The following is a 21,362-nucleotide window of genomic DNA, read 5'->3' as shown; positions in this document are numbered from 1 at the left end:
CACGGGCGGCTGCCGCCACCCGTGCCCCGGTCCGGTCGGATCAGTCAAGGGTCAGGAGTCGTGCGCCTCCAGCGCGGCGGCGACGCGGCGGTGCGCCGTCCAGATCTCCTCCGGCAGGTCGCGGAACAGCTTCAGGTGCTCCTCGCGGTGCTCCATCTCCTGCCGCCAGCGACGGGTGTCGATGGACAGGAGCGTGTCCAGGTCGTCCTGGCGCAGGTCCTCCATGCCCTCGAGCTGCAGCTCCTCCTTGACCGGGACGATGCCGACCGGGGTCCGCCGTCCGGTGACCTCGCCGTTGCGCAGCTGCATGAGCCACAGCAGCGGACGCAGGTTGTCCCGGTAGCCCGGCCACAGGAAGCGCCCGTCCTCGCCGCGCTGGAACCAGTTCACGTGGGCGAAGATCGGCCCGTCCTTGGCGGCGCCGAGGACCTTCAGCCAGTGCGCGGCGTAGCGGCCTTCGGGGTAGGCCATGAACGGACGCATCGACATGGGGTCGTAGCGCAGCACACCCTCGGTGCCCTCGGCGGCGAAGGTGGCCTCCGCGCCCAGGGTGAGGCCGTCGTAGACGCCTTCGGCGAGGTCGGTGATCGCGCGGATCAGCGGCTCCCGGTCACGGGTACGCCCGCCGAAGATGATCGCGTCGACCGGCACGCCCTTCGGGTTCTCGTAGTCCGGCGCGATGTTCGGGATGTTGGCCAGCGTGGTGGTGAACCGGCTGTTCGGGTGCGCCCAGGGCGAGTTCTCCGCGCCCTCCGGCCGCTCGGAGATCAGTGCCCCCGTCCAGTCGCGCCAGCCGGTGACGTCGGCCGGCGGCTCGGGCGTCTTGCCCTCCCACCAGACGTCCTGCGTCAGCTCGTTGTAGGCGACGTTGGTGAAGATCGTCCCGGTGCCCTCGGCGATGGCCTGGACGGCGGTGGGGTTGGTGACCTCGTTGGTGTCCTTGGCGACGCCGAAGGCCCCGTACTCGGGGTTGATCGCGTAGACGCGGCCGTCCTCGGAGTCCACCCACAGCCAGGCGATGTCGTCGCCGTAGAAGTGCACCTGGTAGCGGTCACCGAGTGCGTCGGGCGACAGGATCATGGCCAGGTTCGTCTTGCCCGACGCGCTCGGCATGCCACCGGCGATGTGGTACGTGCGGCCGGTCTGCTTGTCGGTGATGCCGAGGAGCAGGAACTGCTCGGCGAGGAACTTCCCCGACGCCTGGCCGTCGTAGGTGGCCTGGCGCAGACCGTGGGCGATCTTGCCGAGCAGCGCGTTGCCGCCGTAGGAGGAGCCGTAGTGCAGGATCGTCCGCTCGTCGGCGACGGTGACGAACCAGCGCTGGTCCTCGGGCGTGCCCTGGCCCAGGTTCTCCAGGTCGCCGGTGACGTGCACGCCGCGCACGAAGCTGTTCTGGTCCGCCAGGTGGTTGACGTGGTCCACGCCGACCCGGGCCATGCGGATCATGTGCAGCACGACCGTGCGGGTGTCGGTGAGCTCGACGCCGGCGGCGAACGGCTCCAGGGGGCTCCCCGGCGGGGCCATGAGGTAGGGGACGACGTACATCGTCTTGCCGGCCGAGGCGCCGCGCATGCGCTCCTCGAGCAGCGGCTTCATCTCCGAGGAGGGCCGCCAGTTGTTGTAGACGCCCTCGTCGGCGGGGTCGCTGGTGGCGACGACGGTGCGCTCCTCCGAGCGCGCGGTGTCCTTGATGTAGCTCCGGGAGTAGTAGCGCCCCTCCCCCGCCGGCAGGATCTCGCCGGCGTCCAGCGCCTCCTGGAGCAGGCGGGCGTCGTCCTCGGCGTTGATCACCTCGACCCGGGCCGCGCCGGTCAGCTCGGCGTACCGCCGCACGAACTCCCGGACATGGCTGTTGGTCACACCTGCGGTCTCGAGCACCTGATCAACGTTGATCACAACTCACCTTCTCGTTCGGAACCAGCAGACTCAAATCGGAGGACGGTGCGGCCGCGACGTGCCGGGCGGCGTGCACCGCCGCTTCGGGGAAGGTAGCGAAGACGTGCCCCCGCTCGACGAGCGGTTCCAGCGCGCCGACCGCGGTGAGCAGTCGCCGGTGCTCCTCGCTGGCCAGCTTCACGAGAACGGTGGTGCCCCGGCGGTGCAGGCGGTCGGTGATCTCCCCCAGCGCGCGGGCGCCGGTGGCATCCAGCGCTGCCAGCGACCCCAGGCGCAGGATGACCACGCGGACGTCGGCCACCGCGGTCAGCTCCCGGAGGAAGCGGTCGGCGACGGGGAAGAACAACGGTCCGTCCAGGCGGTAGGTGAGCACGTGGCCCTGGAGCAGCGCGTGCTCGGTGGCGCTGTCGACACCGTCGGCCACCGGCGGCTCGGGGACGACGCGCGCGGTCCGGGCCAGCCGCGCGACGGCGAGCAGGACGGCCAGGCCGAGGCCGAGCTCCACCGCGGTGACGAGGTCGAAGGCGACGGTGGCTGCCGCGGTGAGGACGAACACGAGGGCGTCGCTGCGGGTCGAGGTCAGCACCGCCCGCACGGTGCTCCGCTCCACCATCCGGTAGGCGGTGACCAGGAGGACCCCGGCCAGCGCGACCAGCGGGATGCGACCGACCAGGCCGGACGCCGCGTACACGATCGCGGCCAGCACGAGCGCGTGGGTCAGCGCAGCCACGCGGGTGGTCGCGCCGGCCCGGGCGTTGACCGCCGTGCGCGCGATCGCGCCGGTGGCCGGCAGCCCGCCGGACAGCCCGGAGGCGATGTTGGCCAGGCCCTGGCCGAACAGCTCGCGATCGGGGTCGTGCCGCGGGGCGTCGCTCATGCCGTCGGCGACGCGGGCGGACAGGAGGCTCTCCAGCGCGGCGAGGAAGGCGACGACCAGCGCCGCACCCACCAGCTCCGGCGCCGCCCCGAGGTCGGGCACCGACGGCACGGGGAGCGACGACGGCAGCGAGCCGATCCGAGCCACCTCGACGCCGGACAGCTCCACGACGACCGTGACCAGCGCGACCGCGAGCAGGCTCGCCGGCAGCGCGCGGTGCACCCGTGGCAGCAGCGCGGTGAGCAGCACCGACGTGGCCAGCAGGGCGAGCACCGGCCAGTCGGGCCGGGCGGCGAACCGGGCGACCGCCACCGCCGCGGCGCCGGCGGCGTTCTCGACGCCGGGCGGGGCCACGCCGAGGGCGGTGGGCACCTGCTGCGCGGCGATCACGACCGCGATGCCGAGCGTGAAGCCCTCCACCAGGGGCCAGGGAACGTAGGCGAGCAGCCGGCCCAGCCGGAGCACCGCCGCCGCCACCACGAGGACGCCGGCCATGACGGCGACCGGGTAGACAGCTCCCGCGCCGTGCTCGGCGGCCACCGGGACGAGGACGACGGTCATGGCCCCCGTCGGGCCGGACACCTGCAGTGACGAGCCGCCGAGGACCGCGGCCACGGCGCCGGCCACCACCGCCGTGATCAGTCCCGGGGCGGCACCCACGCCCGAGGCCACGCCGAAGGCGAGGGCCAGCGGCAGGGCGACGACGCCCACCGTGACGCCGGCCGCCAGGTCGCGGGGCCAGGAACGCCGCAGGCCCGCGTAGTCCGCCCGCCGGGGCAGCAGCCGGGTCAGGGGGCGCAGCGCCTGGGTCAGCGCGCCCCTGCGGGCGCCGGTCACGCCGGCTTCCGCGCGAGGTCGCCGAGGGGCACGACATCACTTTACGACTTGATGGATCCGTCAAACAGGGACGTGCGCGTGAGCTCCGTCCCTACTCCGCGTGCATCGCACGGAGGATGTCGAGTCGCGCAGCCCGCCTGCTGGGCAGGGCGGCCGCGAGCAGGCCGGCCAGACCGGCGAGCACGACCACGACGGCGAGCGTCGTCCAGGGGACGTCGAACACGTCGAGCCCCTCGTCGGCCAGCGCCCGGGTCAGGGCCCAGCCGAGGAACATCCCGAGGACCAGCCCGAGGGCCGTGCCCTGGACGGCGATGACCACCGACTCCCAGCGGATCACGCCCCGGAGCTGACCGCGGGTCATGCCGACCGCCCGCAGCAACCCGATTTCGCGGATCCGCTCGACGACGGAGAGCGCCAGGGTGTTCCCGATGCCCAGCAGCGCGATGACGATGGCCAGGCCGAGCAGCGCGTAGACCAGCGACATGAGCGGGTCCAGCGGCGCGTAGATCGACTCGGCGAACTCCGCCCGGTCCATCACCTCGGCCCCCGGGTAGCCGGCGACCACGTCGTCCACCGCGGCGCGCGCTTCCGCGAGCGTGACGTCCGGGGCCTTCGCCACGACGACCTTCCAGTCGACGTCGTCGGCGACGTTCGCGGCGTACGTCGCCGTGCCGATGACGTAGGTCCCGACCGGCCCGTTCGCCTCGAGCTCCTCGCCGTAGATCATCGCGACGGTGAGCTCCTGCGGACCGGTGTCCCTGAAGACGACGGGGACCGTGGAGCCGATCTGCAGCCCCTCCTCACGGGCGGTGTCGTCGAGGACGGCGATGGCGTCGGGCGCCCCCAGTGCCTCCGGTGAGCCGTCCTGCGGCTGCAGGTCCAGCAGGTCGAAGGCGGTCGCGGGGTCGACCGCGCCCAGCAGCACCGGATCGCCGTCGAGCTCCGCCGGGGTGACGCGAAGACCCGTCACAGCTCCCACCTCCGGCAGCGCGTCCAGCCGGGCCGCGAGGGACGGGTCGACGCCGCCGGTGAGGCCGGCGCCGGAGTCGACGACGAGGTCGGCGGTGAACGCGCGCTCGATCTCGTCGTCCACGGTGGCCTTCGTCGACGACACGAAGACGTTGATGATCACCACGATCCCGACCCCCAGCATGAGGGCGGTGCCGGCCGCGGCGGTGCGCTTCGGGTTGCGCATCGCGTTCTCCCGGGCCAGCTGACCCGGGAGGCCACGCAGCCGCGGCAGCGGGGCGCTGATCACCCGGCTGAGCGGCAGGGAGATGGTGCGCCCGAGGACGAACACCCCGAGGAAGACCCCGGCGCTGCCGGCACCGATGACCGCCCAGCGGTTGCCGACGTCGGCGAAGATGCCCGTGAGGGTCGCCGCGAGGCCCGCAGCCAGGGCCACCCCGCCGACGACGACGCGGCTGACCGAGCCGTAGCCGGCGCTGCCGACCACCTCCGACGACATCGCCGCGATCGGTGGGACCTTGCCCGCTCGTCGGGCGGGTGCGACGGCGGCGACCAGCGTCACCAGGATGCCCGCGGCGAGGGCGACGACGACGGTCCGCGTCGCGAACACCAGCCCCCCGGCCGGGATGCCGAAGCCCAGCGCGTCGAGCAGCGCTTTCAGCCCGGTGGCGATGCCGAACCCGGCGAGCAGCCCCAGCACGGAGGCGAGCACGCCGACGGCGAGGGCCTCGATCAGCACCGACCCCAGCACCTGCCGGCGCGTGGCACCGAGAGCCCGCAGCAGCCCGTTCTGCCGGGTCCGCTGCGCCACGGTGATCGAGAAGGTGTTGAAGATCATGAAGGCGCCCACGAGCAGCGCCACGACGGCGAAGAAGTTCATGAAGTAGGTGAAGAACGACTCGCGTCGCGCGCGAACTGCTGGTTCTCCTCGACGACGGTCGATCCGGTCACCGCCTCCACGCCGGTCGGGACGACGGCGGCCAGCCGCGCGGTGAGCGTGGCCTGCGAGACCCCCTCCTCGGCGATCACGGAGATCTCGTTCCACGTACCCGGCTGGCCGAGCAGCGACTGGGCGGCCTGCGGGGTGAAGGCGACCATGGTGGCCCCGCCGATCGTCTCGGCGCTGCCGAACGCGATGGTGCCGACGACCGTCTTGCGCACCGGACCGGCCTGCACGAGCACCGTCATCGGATCGCCCAGACCGAGCCGGGACGTCTCCAGGCTGGGCGCGTCGACGACGATCTCGTCCGCCGACCGCGGCGCCCGGCCCTCGGTGACGACGAGCGGGTTGATCCGGTCGTCGTCGGACCAGGTGAGCCCGATCGCCGGCCCGCCGTTGGCCGGGTCCCCGATGGCCTCGCCGTCGGCGTTGGTGAGCCGGGCGTACCCGGTCGAGGACCCCTCGGCGGTCTGGACGCCGTCGACCCGGCGCACGCGGTCGACCAGTTCGTCGTCCACGCGGGGGCGTTGCGCGCCGGTGCTCATGGGGCCCTCGAACTGCTCCTGGCCGCGCACCACGGCGTCGACGCCCGCGTACACCTCGCCCATGGCGTTGTCGAAGGTGCGGGTGACCGTGTCGGTGAGGATCAACGTCCCGGCGGTGAAGGCGACGCCGAGGGTCACCGCCAGGGCGGTGGCCAGCAGCCGGAAGCGGTGCGCGATCAGCCCCCGGAGGGTAATCCAGAGCATCGCGGGATCACTCCCCGAACCGCTTCATGCGCTCGAGCACCCGCTCGGCCGTCGGGTCGCGCATCTCGTCGACGACCCGGCCGTCGGCGAGGAAGAGGATCCGGTCGGCGGTGGCGGCCGCGGTCGGGTCGTGGGTCACCATGACGATGGTCTGACCGAGGTCGTCGACGGCCTGGCGCAGGAAGTGCAGCACCTCGGCGCCGGCCTTGGAGTCCAGGTTCCCGGTCGGCTCGTCGGCGAAGATGATGTCCGGCCGGCCGGCGAGCGCACGGGCGACGGCGACGCGCTGCTGCTGCCCGCCGGACAGCTCGGACGGCCGGTGGTGCAGCCGGTCGGCGATCCCGAGCGTGCGGGTGATCTCGTCGATCCAGGCCTGGTCGCCGCGGCGCCCCGCCAGGCGCATGGGCAGGCCGATGTTGGCGCCCGCGTCGAGGGTCGGGACGAGGTTGAAGGACTGGAAGACGAAGCCGATCCGGTCCCGCCGCAGCACGGTCAGGTGCTGGTCGTCCAGCGCCGAGAGGTCCTGGTCACCGATGAAGGCCGAGCCGGAGGTGAGCGAGTCGAGCCCGGCCATGCAGTGCAGCAGCGTCGACTTGCCCGACCCGGACGGCCCCATGATCGCCGTGAGCACGCCGACCGGGAACTCGGCGGTGACCCCGTCGAGGGCCCGCACCTCGGCGGGGCCCGTGCCGTAGATCTTGAACGCGTCGACCGTGCGGGCAGCGGTGCGCGTCTCCGCCCGGCGCCGTGCCGGGATGACGGGAGTAGCCATGGAGAGGTCCTTCCGGCTGCTCCGCGGGCCGGTCTTCTGCGCCTGTGTCGCTCGTGAGGCTCGACCGCGCACCCGCGGGCCCGTTGTCTCGGGATGTGCTGGCCCGTCGATCGTCGACCGGGCCCGGCCCCGCGACCACGTCCGAACGTCCCGTCCCCCGCTGCTCCCGACCCTGTTCCCCAGCCGGCCGGAGAACCCGGGCACACCTCCCGGTGGGCGAGAACGCCGCCGGCCCGGCCCCTCGAGGAGAGGGACCGGGCCGGCGGGTCAGCTGGTGATCAGCTGCAGCCGCTGGTGGAGCCGCAGCCCTCGCAGACGTAGCAGCTACCGGCCGGGCGCATCTTCGTGCCGCAGGTCATGCACAGCGGCGCGTCGGTGGCGGTCCCGGTGACCAGCTCGAGCAGCTCGGCCGAGGAGTGCGCCTCCTTGACCGACTTCGGGCCCTCGGGGGTGACCTTCTCCTTGGCCGGGGCGGTCTCGATCGGCGCGGAACCCCGCAGCTGCTCGAGGTCGACCTCGTCCTCCTCGACGACCGCGGTGGTCGAGGCGGAGGTGTCGTAACCGGCGACCTGGGCGGCCCGCTCCTCGGCGCTGAAGATGCCGAGGTTGGCCCGCTTCTCGACCGGCAGGTGGTCGAGGGCCAGGCGGCGGAAGATGTAGTCCATCACCGACTGGGCGATCCGGATGTCCGGGTCGTCGGTCATGCCGGCCGGCTCGAACCGCATGTTGGTGAACTTCTGGATGTAGGTCTCCAGCGGCACACCGTGCTGCAGCGCGATCGACAGCGAGATCGAGAAGGCGTCCATCACGCCGGCCAGGGTCGAGCCCTGCTTGCCGAGCTTCAGGAACACCTCACCGAGGCTGCCGTCCTCGTACATGCCGGCGGTCATGTAGCCCTCGGCACCGGCGACGCTGAACGAGGTGGTGACGCTCGTCCGCTTCTTCGGCAGGCGCTTGCGGACCGGGTGCGACAGCGTCGCGACCGGCGCGGCCGCGGGCGCCTCGTCCTTGGTGCCGTCGTTCTTGCCCTTGCCACCGGACAGCGGCTGGCCGACCTTGCAGTTGTCGCGGTAGATCGCCAGCGCCTTGAGGCCCATCTTCCAGCCCTGGAAGTAGATGGTCTCGACGTCCTCGACGGTCGCCGTCTCCGGCATGTTGACCGTCTTGGAGATCGCGCCGGAGATGAACGGCTGCACCGCGGCCATCATCCGGACGTGGCCCATCGGGGAGATGGCCCGCTCGCCCATGGCGCAGTCGAAGACCTCGTAGTGCTCCGGGCGCAGGCTCGGGGCGTCCACGACGTGGCCGTGCTCGGCGATGTACTCGACGATCGCCTCGATCTGCTCCTCCTGGTAGCCCAGGCTGCGGAGCGCGCGCGGCACGGTCTGGTTGACGATCTGCATGGAGCCGCCGCCGACCAGCTTCTTGAACTTGACCAGCGAGAAGTCCGGCTCGATGCCGGTCGTGTCGCAGTCCATCATGAAGCCGATGGTGCCGGTGGGGGCGAGCACCGAGGCCTGCGCGTTGCGCCAGCCGTTGTCGGCGCCGATGTCCAGGCACTGCTGCCACTGCTCGGTGGCGGCCTTGAGCACGTCGGCGTCGTCGGCACCGACCGGGCGGACGGCGTCGTTGGCCGCGGCGTGCTTGCGCATGACCCGGGCGTGGGCGTCGGCGTTGCGGGCGAAGCCGTCGTACGGGCCGACGATGCCGGCGAGCTCGGCCGAGCGGCGGTAGGCGGTGCCGGTCATCAGCGAGGTGATGGCCGCGGCCAGGGTCTGGCCGCCGCGCGAGTCGTAGGCGTGGCCGGTCGCCATGAGCAGCGCGCCCAGGTTGGCGTAGCCGATGCCCAGCTGGCGGTAGGCGCGGGTGGTCTCACCGATCGGCTCGGTCGGGAAGTCGGCGAAGCAGATCGAGATGTCCATGGCGGTGATGACCAGCTCGACGGCCTTCACGAAGTTCTTGGTGTCGAAGGTGCCGTCGTCCTTCAGGAACTTCATGAGGTTGAGCGATGCCAGGTTGCACGAGCTGTTGTCCAGGCTCATGTACTCCGAGCAGGGGTTGGACGCGTTGATGCGGCCGGTCTCGGGGTTGGTGTGCCAGTCGTTGATCGTGTCGTCGTACTGGATGCCCGGGTCGGCGCACTCCCACGCGGCCTGGGTCACCTTGCGGAACAGCGTCTTGGCGTCGACGGTCTCGAGTACCCGGCCGTCCATGCGGGCGCGCAGACCGAAGTCGGTGCCCTCCTCCACCGCGCGCATGAACTCGTCGGAGACGCGGACGGAGTTGTTGGCGTTCTGGTACTGGACGCTGGTGATGTCCTTGCCGCCGAGGTCCATGTCGTACCCGGCGTCGCGCAGCGCGCGGATCTTGTCCTCCTCGCGCGCCTTGGTCTCGATGAACTCCTCGATGTCGGGGTGGTCGATGTCGAGGACGACCATCTTCGCGGCACGGCGGGTCGCGCCACCGGACTTGATGGTCCCGGCGGAGGCGTCGGCGCCGCGCATGAAGGAGACCGGGCCGGAGGCGGTGCCACCGGAGGAGAGCAGCTCCTTCGAGGAGCGGATGCGGGAGAGGTTCAGGCCGGCGCCGGAGCCGCCCTTGAAGATCAGGCCCTCCTCGCGGTACCAGTTCAGGATCGAGTCCATCTCGTCGTCGACGGCGAGGATGAAGCAGGCGCTGACCTGCTGCGGCGCGCTCGTGCCGACGTTGAACCACACGGGCGAGTTGAAGCTGAAGTACTGGTGCAGCAGCATCCAGGTGAGCTCGTGCTCGAAGATCTCGGCGTCGCCCTCGGTGGCGAAGTAGCCGTGCTCGCGGCCGGCGGCACCGTAGGTGAGGACCACGCGGTCGATCAGCTGGCGCAGGCTCGTCTCGCGCTGCGGGGTGCCGACGGCGCCGCGGAAGTACTTCGTGGTGACGATGTTGGTGGCGTTGATGCTCCACTCGGCGGGGAACTCCACCCCGCGCTGCTCGAAGTTGATCGAGCCGTCGCGCCAGTTGGTCATGACGACGTCGCGGCGCTCCCAGGTCACCTCGTCGTAGGGGTGCACACCGGCGGTGGTGAAGACGCGCTTGATCTTGAGGCCCTTGCGGCTGGGCGCCTTCGGGCTGCGCCGCGAGCGGGTGCCGGCCAAGCGGTCGTCGGTCTCGGTCATGGTGTGGAGCTCTCCCTGGTCGTGTGGTGCCTGGTGGTGATGTGCCCGGCGGGGTGGTTCTGGGCGCGCACGGACGGGCCCGCGCGCTGCGGGATCGGAGGGCTGGGGAAGAGCCGCGATCGACGTGCTCGAGTCGTGTCTAGCGGTCGGTACTGACAGTTCTCAGGTGCCGGCGGCGTTGCCGGGCGGTCCCTCGGAGCCGCCGGCGGGGGCGCCCGCGCCGGCGCGGGCCTTCAGCTCGGCGATCTCCTTCTCGAAGTCGGCCACCGAGGTGAAGGCGCGGTAGACGCTCGCGAAGCGCAGGTAGGCGACCTCGTCGAGCTCGCGCAGCGGCTTGAGGATGGCCAGCCCGACTTCGTGGCTGGGGACCTCGGCCGCGCCGCTGGCGCGGATGGTGTCCTCCACCTGCTGGGCGAGGACCTGGAGCTGGTCGTCGTCGACGGGCCGGCCCTGGCAGGCACGGCGGACGCCGGCGACGACCTTGGTGCGGTTGAAGGGCTCGCTCACACCGCTGCGCTTGACGACGGCGAGCACGGCCTCCTCGACGGTGGTGAACCGGCGACCGCACTTCGGGCAGGACCGGCGACGACGCGTGGTGGCGCCCTCGTCGGCCTCCCGCGAGTCGATGACCCGGCTGTCGGCGTTGTGGCAGAACGGGCAACGCACTCCGGTTCACCTCCTCTCCCAGCTCCCCGCCGCCGGCCCTCCTGTGGACCTCCCTGGGGACATCCGGTGGACGCCGCGGGGAGAACCTGAGGAAGAGCCTGTGGACGGGCTTACAGCTGTGTAACTACTAGATCTAGTGGAACCCTAAGCCGGGCCACACAAGATGTGCAAGAGCTGGCCACCTCGGCGTGTTCCGTCCCGACCCGGCCGTCACCAGGGGGAACAGCCCTTCCCACGAGTCACACGACACGCCGGGACGACGCGCCGGGGACCCTGGAGCGCCCCCCCTCCACCGGGAGGTCGGCACAGCAGCGCGCGCCGCCGTCCGGTGGGGACGACGGCGCGCGAGAGGGGCTCAGACGCCGCTGAGCGACCCGTCCAGGCGAGGACGGCGGGAGTGCGGCACGTGATCGCTCAGCCGCATGGGTCGGGTCAGCAGGTCCGGCTCGGCCGGCCCGCCCCACGGAACCCGCGGGGTCCGCGACTCCTCGATCCGCGGGGTGCGGGCCGTCGGCACGCCCCACGTCTCCTCGCCGCGGCGCTGCGCCCGCGGCGGCTCGGCGGAGGCACGGGGACCGTCCGCGACGTCATCGCGCACGACCGCCCTGAGACCGGTGTCCGCGGCGCGGTGCCGGCCAGGCTCGATCGGCTCGGCGGCGGTGCTCCCCGGTGCGCGGTGGCGCCCGACCGGAACCGGCACGTCGGCCGCGGCGACGAGCTGCACGTCGACGTCCTCGGGGGCGCGACGACGTCCACCCGGGCGGGCAGGCGACGACGCGGCGGTGCCGGCATCGCGGACCATCGGCAGGGCCGCCGTCGTCGAGGGGTCTGCGCCGCCGACCCTGCTCCGGAGGGCGGAGATCGCCTGGGCGGCCGGCAGCTCCTGCTTCACCCGAGGATCGACCCGCGCGGGCTCCGGCGTCTCGGACGGCTGGCGCTCGGGCAGGCGCAGGCTGGCCAGCTCGGTCCAGGCCGTCTCCTCGATCCCCCCGACCACCACGCGCACCCACACCTGGCAGGCACCGGCGGAGTCGTGCCGCCACCCGAGCAGCTCACCGGCCCACCACGTACCTGCCTGGTAGACCTCGACGGCCTGCGGGGTACTGGTGAACACAGCTGCACGGCTGTCCCTGGCGCCTGACACGGCATGACCGTAAGCGCTGGACTCACCACATTCTGTGAAGACGCCCGCACGGAGGGTTGACGAAGTCGGGGCGGCACATTGGAGAGGTGTTGCCGTGGTGGGTGGTGGACCACCGGGCTCCACTCGCGAACCGGCCCACATCAGGGCAGCTGCAGCGTCTGACCGGGCACGAGACCCGCGCCCTCCAGGCCGTTGAGCTGCTGGATCGCGTCGACGACGCCGCGCAGGTCCTCGTCCCCCGCGATCGTGCCGGCGATCGACCAGAGCGTGTCGCCGGGGCGCACCACCACGGTGCTCTCACCGACCAGGCGCAGCTGCTCGCCCGCCCCGCCGGAGACCGCCGAGTCGACCAGCGCGCCGACCGCCACCCCGAGACCCACCGCCAGGACGACCGCGAGGCGGCGGGCGCGCGGGGTGAGCCGCAGCGCCGCGGCCACCTGCGGCCGCGGCCCGCCCGCTCGGCCGACCGTCGGGCGGGCGCCGACCCGGGCCCGTGCGGACTGCTGCGGTGCGCGCTGCACGGCAGCGGCTCCCCTGGGCGGCTCACCACCCGCGGCGGCGCCCCGGCGCACCTGGCCACCGGGCACCAGGTGCAGCGCCGGACGGCCGTCGCCGGCCACCGACCGCAGCGGGGGCCGCCACGGCGCCCGGACCGCCTCGTCGAACTCCGCCACCGCGTGCGCCACGTTGCCCATGTCTGCTCCTCCCGACCGCCCTGACACCTCTACGCCCGTTCGAACTGCTGTTCGATTCGAACGTCTGTGCGATGTCTACCGGAGGGCTCCGACAGAACGCCACCCGACACGGCCACATCTTCGAACACGTGTTTGAAACCGGCGGCTGACCGGGCTACGGTCCTCTCGACGGTTCGAGCACCGGCTGCACCGGCAGCCCGAGGAGGAGACGTGGCGGACACGAGCGGGACGTCGGGCGGGCGCCGGACGGCGGGCAGCACGGGGCGTCGGAGCCGCGCCTCCACCACCGGCGCGGGCGAGCCTCCGGCCGGTGGAACCGCGGCGGTGCGGGCGTTCCCCGACCGCGCGGCCGACGGGGACGGCCTCACGCAGCGCCAGCGCCGCGTCCTCGAGGTCATCCGCGACTCGATCGAGCGACGCGGCTACCCGCCCTCGGTGCGCGAGATCGGCGAGGCGGTCGGCCTGTCCTCCGCGTCCTCCGTGGCCCACCAGCTCTCCGTGCTGCAGAAGAAGGGCTGGCTGCGCCGCGACCCGAACCGCCCGCGCGCCCTCGACGTGCGCCTGCCCGGCGACGCCGGGCGCACCGCTCCGTCGGCCGGCGAGCCGATGGTCGGCACCGACGAGCCGGCCGCCGCACCCACGTACGTCCCGCTGGTGGGCCGGATCGCCGCCGGTGGGCCGGTGCTGGCCGAGCAGGCCGTCGAGGACGTCTTCCCGCTGCCGCGCGAGCTGGTCGGCGAGGGCACGCTCTTCATGCTGAAGGTCGCCGGTGACTCGATGATCGAGGCGGCCATCTGCGACGGGGACTGGGTCGTCGTGCGCCAGCAGCCCACCGCCGAGAACGGCGAGATCGTCGCCGCGATGATCGACGGCGAGGCGACGGTCAAGACCTACAAGCGCCGCGACGGCCACGTGTGGCTGCTGCCGCACAACCCGGCCTACGAGCCCATCCCCGGCGACGACGCGACGGTGCTGGGCCGCGTCGTCTCGGTCCTGCGCCGGGTCTGAGGGAGGCGCCGCCGGACTCAGGGCCGGCGGCGCACCTTCCCGCCGATCCACACCGCGACGGTCGCCACCGCGGCGGCGATGAGGGCGGACGTGATCGGCGAGAGCCCCGTGCTCGACGGGCCGGTGAGCGCCGCGAGCGGGCTGGTCGGCGCGGCCGCCGCGGTGGGCGCCGTGCCGGCCGGGACCGGCACCACCGTCACGTTCCCGGGCGCGCCCTCCCCCGCCACGAGGAGCTGCTGGTTGTCGGCGGTGAAGCTGATCGCCTCGCCCTGGGGCTCCTCCGGCAGCGGCACCCGCACGGGCGTCCCGGCCAGCGCCCCGGGCACGTCGGAGCCGACCAGCGGCCAGACGTAGGCGTCGGTGTAGGTCCGCAGGGCGATCCGGGAGCCGTCTCCGGCGACCGCACCGCCGGTGACCATCAGCTGCCCCGCCCGGCCCACCGGCCCGCCGGGCGTGCCGGTGAGGGTCATGTTGACCGTCGCCACCCGCTCCATCGCCACGGTGGCCGCGGCGTCCAGAGCCCCTGCGGGCCGGTACACGCCGCTCGACCCCAGGATCTCCTTGGTGACCACGTACGGGGTCCCGTCCGGAGCCAGCAGCAGGGCCTCGGCGTCGTGCGCCCCGTCGGGGTAGCTCAGCCGGTACAGCCCCGAGCTGCCGTCCGGGCGCAGCGCCAGCAGCGCGACGGTCGCGCGCACGTGGCTGTTGTCGCCGGTGTCGGACAGCCAGATCGTCCCGTCGGCACCCAGCGCGAGGTCCTCCGGGTCGTACGGGTCGAGGTCGGCGGTGCGGACGTCGACGACCTGGCAGCCGGCGTCCAGGACGGCGACCTCCACGCGGTCGCCCCCGTCGCCCGAGGCGAGCATGCGGGTGCCCAGGTCGACCAGGCCGGAGAGCTCCGCCAGCCGGGGATCGGTGACCTGGCAGCGCACGGACCCGGTGGCGGCGGTCTCCTCGGCCGCGGCGGGGACAAGCCCACCCAGCGGCAGCGCGCAGCCCAGGGCCAGCGCCGCACCGAGACGGCGTCCCGGTGCGCTCCGCCGTCCCCGCGAGCCGCTACGCGGACTGCCGGACACCTCGGGCACGTACCCAGCGTGACAGAACGACTGCATCGAGTCCGTGAACCACGCCCAGCAGCAGGACGCCCACGGCCGCGCCCACGACCGCGTCGGTGATCCAGTGGAAGTTCAGCGACACCATGGAGACCGCGGTCGCGAGCGGGCCGACGACGCTCAGCCACCAGAAGAGGCGCTGCACCCGTGCGGGCAGCCGGTACTCCACGGCCTGCCAGCGGGCGACGCCCCACATGAGGACGGCGTTGGCCACGTGCCCGGAGGGGAACGACCGGCCGTCGTCGTGGAAGAAGTAGGAACCCGGGAAGCGCGGCGCGGTGCGGCCGAGGCCGTGCTTCAGCGCGAACACCACCCCGGTGAGCAGGGCCACGGCGACGACCACCCGCAGCAGCGGGAGCAGGGTCCGCCGGCGCCAGGCCAGCCATCCCACCAGGACGGCGAGCACCGCGAGGATCGTGACCCGGCCGCCGACCTGGGTGACCACCCACACCGCCGGATAGGCCGCGGAGTCGACCAGCCCCCAGCTCTCGACGACCTCGGAGATCTCGAGGTCGAGCCGTTCCAGCACCCCGCCGGCGAGCAGGTCCGCGATCACCAGCCCGGCGACCAGCAGCGACACGACGAGCAGCCACCAGGGCGGTCGGCCGGGTGTCACCGGCCCGGGAGACGGGGGGAGCCCGGCCTCCCGCACCGCACCGCTCGCCACGCCGCTCACCGTACCGGCCCGTGACCTGGCTGTGATCTGGACGAGCGGGACGGCACGGCGGTCCTCACCCGACCGGGGAGGCGAACTCCTCGAGCGCCGCGGCGAGCGCACCGTCGACCCGCGCGGACAGCCGCGTTCCGCCGGCCTCGTGCTGCTCGGCCAGGACCTCGCCGTCCCGGTGCACCCGCGCCACCAGGTCGCCCCGGCCGTAGGGCACCAGGACGTCGACCTCGACGTCGGGATGCGGCAGCCGGGCGGCGATCAGCTCGCGCAGCTGGTCGATGCCGTGGCCGGTCCGGGCCGACACCCACACCGCGCCCGGCAGCGCCTGGCGGAGGGCGAGGACGTCGTCCTCGGTCATCGCGTCGACCTTGTTGACGACGACGACCTCGGGCACCGCGGAGGCGTCGATCTCCCGCAGCACGACGTGCACCGCGTCGATCTGGCCCAGCGGATCGGGGTCGGACCCGTCGACGACGTGCAGCAGCAGATCGGCGGCGGCCACCTCCTCCAGCGTCGACCGGAACGCGTCGACCAGCTGGTGGGGCAGGTGGCGCACGAAGCCCACCGTGTCGGTGAGCGTGTACTCGCGTCCGTCGGGTCCCTCGGCGCGCCGGACCGTCGGGTCGAGGGTGGCGAACAGCGCGTTCTCCACCAGCACCCCTGCGCCGGTGAGCCGGTTGAGCAGGCTGGACTTGCCGGCGTTGGTGTAGCCGGCGATCGCCACGCTGGGGACGGCGTTGCGGCCGCGGGATGAGCGCTGGGTGGCCCGGGCGGTGGCCATGCCGGCGATCTCGCGGCGCAGCTTGCTGACCCGCGACCGGATGCGGCGGCGGTCGGTCTCGATCTTGGTCTCACCGGGACCGCGGGTACCGATGCCGCCACCACCGGCGACCCGGCCACCGGCCTGGCGGGACATCGACTCACCCCAGCCGCGCAGCCGCGGCAGCATGTACTGCATCTGGGCCAGCTCGACCTGGGCCTTGCCCTCCCGGCTGGTGGCGTGCTGGGCGAAGATGTCGAGGATCAGCGCGGTCCGGTCGACCACCTTCACCTTGAGCACCTTCTCCAGCTGGTTGAGCTGGCCGGGGGTCAGCTCGCCGTCGCAGATCACCGTGTCGGCGCCGGTGGCGGCGACGATGTCGCGGATCTCGTTGGCCTTGCCCGAGCCCACGTAGGTGGCGGCGTCGGGCTTGTCGCGGCGCTGGCTGACCGCCTCGAGCACCTGGGAGCCCGCGGTCTCGGCCAGCGCGGCGAGCTCGGCCAGCGAGCGGTCGGCGTCGGCCTGCGTCCCCTCGGTCCAGACACCGACCAGCACGACGCGCTCGAGGCGCAGCTGGCGGTACTCGACCTCGGTGACGTCGGCGAGCTCGGTGGAGAGCCCGGCGACGCGGCGCAGGGCGCCGCGCGCCTCGAGGGCGTAGGAGCCGGTCGTGTCGTCGTCGAGCGGCATGTCGGGGGCGGTCGTCATCGCGTCCAGCGTCGCACGGTCGTGGGCACGGGTCACCTGAGTTGCATTCATCAGAGTCATACGACCTGTGCAACACCGCGGGGGCCCGCATGCATCCCGCCGTCCCGGGGGTAGGGCCGGGGGTGACACGTCGCCACGCACGAGGAGGTCGGAGATGAGCGAGACCGAGCCGGAGGACCCGGGCCGCGACCCGAAGGGCATCGGCGGCCCGCCGCGCAACCCGCTCGGCGGTGGCGCCGACCAGGACAGCGGCCGGGGCGACCCGACCGGCAGCCCGGGCATCGAGGGCCAGTCGATGATGCCGGAGGCACCCGACGGCGACGACGAACGCGTCTGAGCCTCAGGCCCCGAGCCACTCCGGGCACAGCACTCCGGCGGAGACCAGCACCGCCGGGCCGGTGAGGACCGTCGTCCGGGGGTCGACCTGCACGGCCAGGCGGCCCCCGGGCACGTCGACCACGACGGTGCCCTCGGTGCGGTCCTCGGCCGCCAGCGCCGCGTAGGCGGCGGCGCACGCGCCGGTGCCGCACGAGCGGGTCTCCCCCACCCCGCGCTCGAACACCCGCAGCCGCACGTGGGCCGCCGGCTCCAGCACGTTGACCAGCTCGACGTTCACCCCGTCGGGGAACAGCGCAGGATCGAATTCCGGCGCACCGGTCAGGTCGAGGGTGTCGACGTCGACGTCGGTGAGCGCCGCCAGGTGCGGGTTCCCCATCGACACGGCGCGGCCGGCGAAGCTGCGCCCGTCCAGCCGAGCGGTGCCGTGCCCGAACTCCCGCGCCGGCCCCATGTCCACCCAGTACCCACCGCCCGGGACGGCGCCGACCCGCCGCGGTCCGCCACGGGTGCCGACCAGGACGCCGGCCTCGCACGCCGAGCGCTCCAGCAGCCCCTCCGCGACGAGCGCGTGGAGGAACAGCCGGATCCCGTTGCCGCACATCTCGGCGTACGAGCCGTCGGCGTTGCGGTGGTCCATGAACCACTCGCAGGACCCGAGGGCCTCCCCCAGCACCGCGGGGGCGTCGGGCACGTGCACGCTGCGGACCAGCCGCAGGACGCCGTCGCCACCCAGGCCGGCCCGGCGGTCGCACAGCCGCCGGACCGTGGCCGCGTCCAGCCGGTCCTCCGGCCAGACCGTGCCGTCGGGGTCGGGCAGCACCACGAAGTCGTTCTCGGTGCCGTGCCCCTTCAGGACCCGGGGCCCCTTCAGCACGCGGGGGGAGGCGGTCACGTGCCGATCGTACGGTCGGCCAGCAGCGCGCCGACCGCCTCGGCCAGGTCGGGACGGGCGGCGTCGAACCAGGTCGTGGCCGCGTCGCGGCGGAACCACGAGCGCTGGCGACGGACGAACCGGCGGGTGGTGCTCACCGTCCGCTCCTTCGCCTCCTCCGGTGTGAGGACGCCGTCGAACTGGGCCAGCACCTGCGCGTAACCCAGCGCCCGGGAGGCCGTGGGCCCCTCACGCAGCCCGTCCTCGGCGAGCGCGGCCACCTCGTCGACGAACCCCGCGCTCCACATCCGGTCGACCCGGAGGGCGATGCGCTCGTCCAGCTCGGCCGGCTCGCGGTCCAGCCCGACGACCACGGCCGGGTAGTGCGGCGCCGGCTCGGGCAGCGACGCCCGGAACGGGCCGCCGGTGAGCTCGATGACCTCCAGCGCCCGGACGATCCGCCGTCCGTTGCTGGGCAGGACGGCGACTGCGGCGGCCGGGTCGAGCGCGGCCAGGCGGGCGTGCAGCTCGGCCGGACCGACCGCGGCGAGCTCCGCCTCGAGCCGCGCGCGCACCGCCGGGTCGGTCCCCGGGAAGTCGAGCTCGTCCAGCACCGCCCGCACGTAGAGCCCCGACCCGCCCACCAGCAGGGGCAGCACCCCGGCCGCCCGAAGCCGGTCGATCTCCGCCCGCGCCAGCCGCCGGTACTCGGCCACCGACGCCGGCGCGCGGACGTGCCAGAGGTCCATGAGGTGGTGCGGGACGCCGCCCCGCTCCGCGAGGTCGGGCTTGGCGGTCCCGATGTCCATGCCGCGGTAGAGCTGCATCGAGTCGGCGTTCACCACCTCCCCGCCGAAGCGCCGCGCCAGCGCCACCGCCAGCGCCGTCTTCCCGGTGGCGGTGGGGCCGACGACGGCGACGACGGGCAGCTCGCTCACGCCACGGTCCAGTCGGCGACCAGGTAGCCCACCCCGTACGGGGCGACCTGCGCGTGCAGCCGGCCGGTGATCGCCCGGCCGGTCAGCGCGGCCCCCACGGCCCGCCACACCGGGACACCGGCCGCGAGCAGCCGGGCGCCCTCCGCCTCGTCCAGCGCGGCCAGCGCGGCGGCGTCGCCGGAGGCCAGTGCGGCGGCGACCGCCTCGTCGAACGGCTCGGCGGCCGGGTCGAGGTAGCCCGGCGCCTTGACGCTGCGCCGCGCCGATCCGTCGCCCATTGCCAGCACCCCCACGGTGCCGGGGAGGTCGCGCAGCAGCGGCGCCACGTCGGCCGGCCCCACCCCCACCCGGGTGCCCGAGTGGCCGGCCTCGTCGAGCAGCCGGGCACCGAGGCCGTGCGCCAGCGGGACCGCCCGGCCGCCCGGGCGGACCCGACCGGCGAACGGCAGCTCGGCGTCGAGCCCGAGACCGCGCAGGGACGCGGCGTCCCCGTCGCCGAACCGCACGCCGGGCGGGACGCCGTCGCCGACGACGAGCACCACCCCGGGCCCGGGCGCGAGCAGCGCGCCGACCGCCTCGGCGCAGGCGTGCCGCAGCGCGGCGGTGTCCGGGGCCTCCTCCCCCTCCACCTCGGGCAGCAGCAGCGGCGGAGCCGGGCAGAAGGCGACGGTGACCCCGCCGGGGCGGGTCGGGGACGGCGACGTCCCGGCGGCAGCACTCACGCCAGCAGTGTCGCCGATGGGACGTGGGACACTGCCGGACGTGTCGAGCACGGACAACCCCGGCAGCGGGGAGCAGCAGGCCACTCCGCCGATTGCGGAGACCCCCGACGCGACCGCCGCGGAGGTGGAGCAGACGTCGACGGCGGTGACCCCGGAGGCCGGTACGGCAGCGGCGCCGACCCCGGCCGACGCCGCGCTGGCCGATCCCACGGCCGACGCGCCGGCGTCCCCGGCGGTCCCCCGGCCCACCCCGCACCCGGTGCCGCCCTCCCCCGCCGTGGTCGCCCCCGCCGTGGCGCCGGAGGCCCCGGCCGGCGACCCCGCGCAGTGGGGACGGGTCGACGCCGACGGCACCGTCTACGTGCGCACCGCCGAGGGTGAGCGCGCCGTCGGTTCCTGGCAGGCCGGCGACGCCGAGGCGGGGCTGGCGCACTTCGGCCGCCGCTACGACGACCTCGCCACCGAGGTGTCGCTGCTCGAGGCCCGGCTGAAGGCGCACACCGGCAACCCGGCCGAGATCAAGAACAAGGCGCAGGCCCTGGCCGACCAGATCCCGACGGCCGCGGCGGTCGGTGACCTGGAGGGCCTGGCCGCCCGCGCCCGGGCCATGGTGGGCACCGCGGACTCCGCCGCCGCCGAGTCGCGCGCGGAGAAGCAGGCCGCGCGGGCCGCGCAGATCGCCAAGAAGGAGGCGCTCGCCGCCGAGGCGGAGCAGATCGCCGCCGAGTCGACCGCGTGGAAGGCCGCCGGCGACCGGCTCAAGGCGATCGTCGAGGAGTGGAAGACGATCCGCGGGATCGACCGCAAGACCGACGAGGCGCTGTGGTCCCGGTTCGCCGCCGCCCGCGACGCGTTCGGCCGCCGCCGCGGTGCCCACTTCGCCCAGCTCGACGCCCAGCGCGGTGAGGCCCGCGCGGCCAAGCAGGAGCTGATCAAGGAGGCGCAGCGGCTGTCGACGTCGACCGACTGGGGCGCGACCAGCGCCGCCATGCGCTCGCTCATGGACCGCTGGAAGGCGGTGCCGCGCACCGGCCGGGACGGCGACGACGACCTGTGGAAGCAGTTCCGGGCCGCCCAGGACGTCTTCTTCAACGCCCGCGGTGAGCAGGACAAGGCGCGCAACGCCGAGGAGCAGGCCAACCAGAAGGCCAAGGAGGAGATCCTCGCCGAGGCCGAGCAGCTGGACCCGGCCAAGGACCTCCGCGGGGCGCAGAACGCGCTGCGCAAGCTGCAGGACCGCTACGACGCCATCGGCCACGTGCCCCGGGCGGTCATGCGGCAGCTCGAGGACCGCATGCAGGCCGTCGAGCAGAAGGTCCGCGGCGCGGCCGACGCCGGCCGGGTCCGCACCGCGCCGGAGAACCCGATGGTGGTCTCCATGCGGGCCGCGGTGACCAAGGCCGAGGAGCAGCTGGCCAAGGCGGAGGCCGCCGGCGACGCCAGGCGGATCGCCGAGGCGCAGGCCAACCTCGCCACCCGCCGCGAGTGGCTGGCCGAGGCGGAGAAGAGCGCCGGCCGCCGTTAGCGGTCCCCG

The 21,362-nt window shown here is 73.8% G+C and carries 18 protein-coding genes; 3 read left to right on the top strand and 15 right to left on the bottom strand.

Annotation, left to right across the window (positions count from 1 at the left end):
• Positions 1-51: 51 nt before the first annotated feature.
• The 9 genes from DQ241_RS04620 to DQ241_RS04580 form a co-directional block, all read right to left on the bottom strand.
• Positions 52-1,878, bottom strand: a complete 1,827-nt coding sequence (locus DQ241_RS04620) for a phosphoenolpyruvate carboxykinase (GTP) (protein ID WP_233492211.1) — start codon at positions 1,876-1,878, stop codon at positions 52-54.
• Positions 1,879-1,882: 4 nt separating this feature from the next.
• Positions 1,883-3,610 carry a SulP family inorganic anion transporter gene (locus DQ241_RS04615; RefSeq protein WP_199584090.1) on the bottom strand — a complete coding sequence of 576 codons (1,728 nt, stop codon included), beginning with the start codon at positions 3,608-3,610 and terminating at the stop codon, positions 1,883-1,885.
• Between the two features lie 91 nt (positions 3,611-3,701).
• Positions 3,702-5,459: an ABC transporter permease gene (locus tag DQ241_RS04610; protein ID WP_113829013.1), complete on the bottom strand. Its 1,758-nt coding sequence runs from the start codon at positions 5,457-5,459 to the stop codon at positions 3,702-3,704.
• Positions 5,456-6,268, bottom strand: coding sequence for an ABC transporter permease (locus DQ241_RS04605; RefSeq protein ID WP_113829012.1), 813 nt, complete (start codon positions 6,266-6,268; stop codon positions 5,456-5,458). The genes DQ241_RS04610 and DQ241_RS04605 overlap by 4 nt, the downstream gene beginning before the upstream one ends.
• 7 nt (positions 6,269-6,275) lie before the next feature.
• Positions 6,276-7,040, bottom strand: coding sequence for an ABC transporter ATP-binding protein (locus DQ241_RS04600; RefSeq protein ID WP_113829011.1), 765 nt, complete (start codon positions 7,038-7,040; stop codon positions 6,276-6,278).
• Between the two features lie 278 nt (positions 7,041-7,318).
• Entirely contained in the window at positions 7,319-10,195 is a 2,877-nt protein-coding gene (locus DQ241_RS04595; protein ID WP_113829010.1) for a vitamin B12-dependent ribonucleotide reductase, read from the bottom strand.
• 162 nt (positions 10,196-10,357) lie between these two features.
• On the bottom strand, positions 10,358-10,861 hold the full coding sequence (nrdR, locus tag DQ241_RS04590) for a transcriptional regulator NrdR (protein ID WP_113829009.1): 504 nt from the start codon (positions 10,859-10,861) through the stop codon (positions 10,358-10,360).
• A 355-nt stretch (positions 10,862-11,216) separates the two neighbouring features.
• On the bottom strand, positions 11,217-11,975 hold the full coding sequence (locus tag DQ241_RS04585) for a hypothetical protein (protein WP_113829008.1): 759 nt from the start codon (positions 11,973-11,975) through the stop codon (positions 11,217-11,219).
• A 170-nt stretch (positions 11,976-12,145) separates the two neighbouring features.
• Positions 12,146-12,700, bottom strand: a complete 555-nt coding sequence (locus DQ241_RS04580) for a LysM peptidoglycan-binding domain-containing protein (RefSeq protein ID WP_113829007.1) — start codon at positions 12,698-12,700, stop codon at positions 12,146-12,148.
• Between the two features lie 210 nt (positions 12,701-12,910).
• Here DQ241_RS04580 and lexA point away from each other — a divergent pair, with 210 nt between their 5' ends.
• Positions 12,911-13,708, top strand: coding sequence for a transcriptional repressor LexA (lexA, locus tag DQ241_RS04575; RefSeq protein ID WP_113829006.1), 798 nt, complete (start codon positions 12,911-12,913; stop codon positions 13,706-13,708).
• Positions 13,709-13,725: 17 nt separating this feature from the next.
• On the opposite strand, the gene DQ241_RS04570 is transcribed toward lexA, so the two are convergent.
• From DQ241_RS04570 to hflX, 3 genes are all read right to left on the bottom strand, one after another.
• Entirely contained in the window at positions 13,726-14,793 is a 1,068-nt protein-coding gene (locus DQ241_RS04570) for a hypothetical protein (RefSeq protein ID WP_113829005.1), read from the bottom strand.
• Positions 14,765-15,487 carry a phosphatase PAP2 family protein gene (locus DQ241_RS04565; RefSeq protein WP_233492210.1) on the bottom strand — a complete coding sequence of 241 codons (723 nt, stop codon included), beginning with the start codon at positions 15,485-15,487 and terminating at the stop codon, positions 14,765-14,767. Before DQ241_RS04565 ends, DQ241_RS04570 begins: the two co-directional genes overlap by 29 nt.
• Before the next feature lie 64 nt (positions 15,488-15,551).
• Positions 15,552-16,958, bottom strand: a complete 1,407-nt coding sequence (gene hflX / locus DQ241_RS04560) for a GTPase HflX (RefSeq protein WP_199584088.1) — start codon at positions 16,956-16,958, stop codon at positions 15,552-15,554.
• 154 nt (positions 16,959-17,112) lie between these two features.
• Between hflX and DQ241_RS04555 the strand changes: the two genes are divergently transcribed.
• Positions 17,113-17,295, top strand: a complete 183-nt coding sequence (locus tag DQ241_RS04555) for a hypothetical protein (RefSeq protein ID WP_113829003.1) — start codon at positions 17,113-17,115, stop codon at positions 17,293-17,295.
• A gap of 3 nt (positions 17,296-17,298) precedes the next feature.
• Here DQ241_RS04555 and dapF read toward each other — a convergent pair whose 3' ends face one another.
• The 3 genes from dapF to DQ241_RS04540 are packed head-to-tail and all read right to left on the bottom strand — an operon-like array spanning position 17,299 to position 19,828.
• The gene (gene dapF, locus DQ241_RS04550; protein WP_233492209.1) at positions 17,299-18,189 is read right to left on the bottom strand and encodes a diaminopimelate epimerase; all 891 of its coding nucleotides are present in this window, start codon (positions 18,187-18,189) and stop codon (positions 17,299-17,301) included.
• Complete coding sequence (gene miaA / locus DQ241_RS04545) at positions 18,186-19,106, bottom strand: tRNA (adenosine(37)-N6)-dimethylallyltransferase MiaA (protein WP_113829002.1); 921 nt, start codon at positions 19,104-19,106, stop codon at positions 18,186-18,188. The genes dapF and miaA overlap by 4 nt, the downstream gene beginning before the upstream one ends.
• Positions 19,103-19,828: a hypothetical protein gene (locus DQ241_RS04540; protein WP_113829001.1), complete on the bottom strand. Its 726-nt coding sequence runs from the start codon at positions 19,826-19,828 to the stop codon at positions 19,103-19,105. Before DQ241_RS04540 ends, miaA begins: the two co-directional genes overlap by 4 nt.
• 40 nt (positions 19,829-19,868) lie before the next feature.
• On the opposite strand from DQ241_RS04540, the gene DQ241_RS04535 reads away from it, so the two are divergent.
• On the top strand, positions 19,869-21,353 hold the full coding sequence (locus DQ241_RS04535; protein WP_113829000.1) for a DUF349 domain-containing protein: 1,485 nt from the start codon (positions 19,869-19,871) through the stop codon (positions 21,351-21,353).
• The last annotated feature ends 9 nt before the right edge of the window (positions 21,354-21,362 follow it).

This window comes from Blastococcus sp. TF02A-30 (genome assembly GCF_003319185.1).
Taxonomy (GTDB): Bacteria; Actinomycetota; Actinomycetes; order Mycobacteriales; family Geodermatophilaceae; genus Blastococcus.
This window is presented reverse-complemented; position numbering and strand designations above follow the sequence as displayed.

What these genes read in the sequence shown, in the direction of transcription:
- DQ241_RS04600 (WP_113829011.1), bottom strand. Translation starts at nt 7,040, where the DNA reads ATGGCTACTCCCGTCATCCCGGCACGGCGCCGGGCGGAGACGCGCACC.
- DQ241_RS04605 (WP_113829012.1), bottom strand. Translation starts at nt 6,268, where the DNA reads ATGCTCTGGATTACCCTCCGGGGGCTGATCGCGCACCGCTTCCGGCTG.
- hflX (WP_199584088.1), bottom strand. Translation starts at nt 16,958, where the DNA reads ATGACGACCGCCCCCGACATGCCGCTCGACGACGACACGACCGGCTCC.
- DQ241_RS04580 (WP_113829007.1), bottom strand. Translation starts at nt 12,700, where the DNA reads ATGGGCAACGTGGCGCACGCGGTGGCGGAGTTCGACGAGGCGGTCCGG.
- DQ241_RS04595 (WP_113829010.1), bottom strand. Translation starts at nt 10,195, where the DNA reads ATGACCGAGACCGACGACCGCTTGGCCGGCACCCGCTCGCGGCGCAGC.
- DQ241_RS04610 (WP_113829013.1), bottom strand. Translation starts at nt 5,459, where the DNA reads ATGAACTTCTTCGCCGTCGTGGCGCTGCTCGTGGGCGCCTTCATGATC.
- DQ241_RS04555 (WP_113829003.1), top strand. Translation starts at nt 17,113, where the DNA reads ATGAGCGAGACCGAGCCGGAGGACCCGGGCCGCGACCCGAAGGGCATC.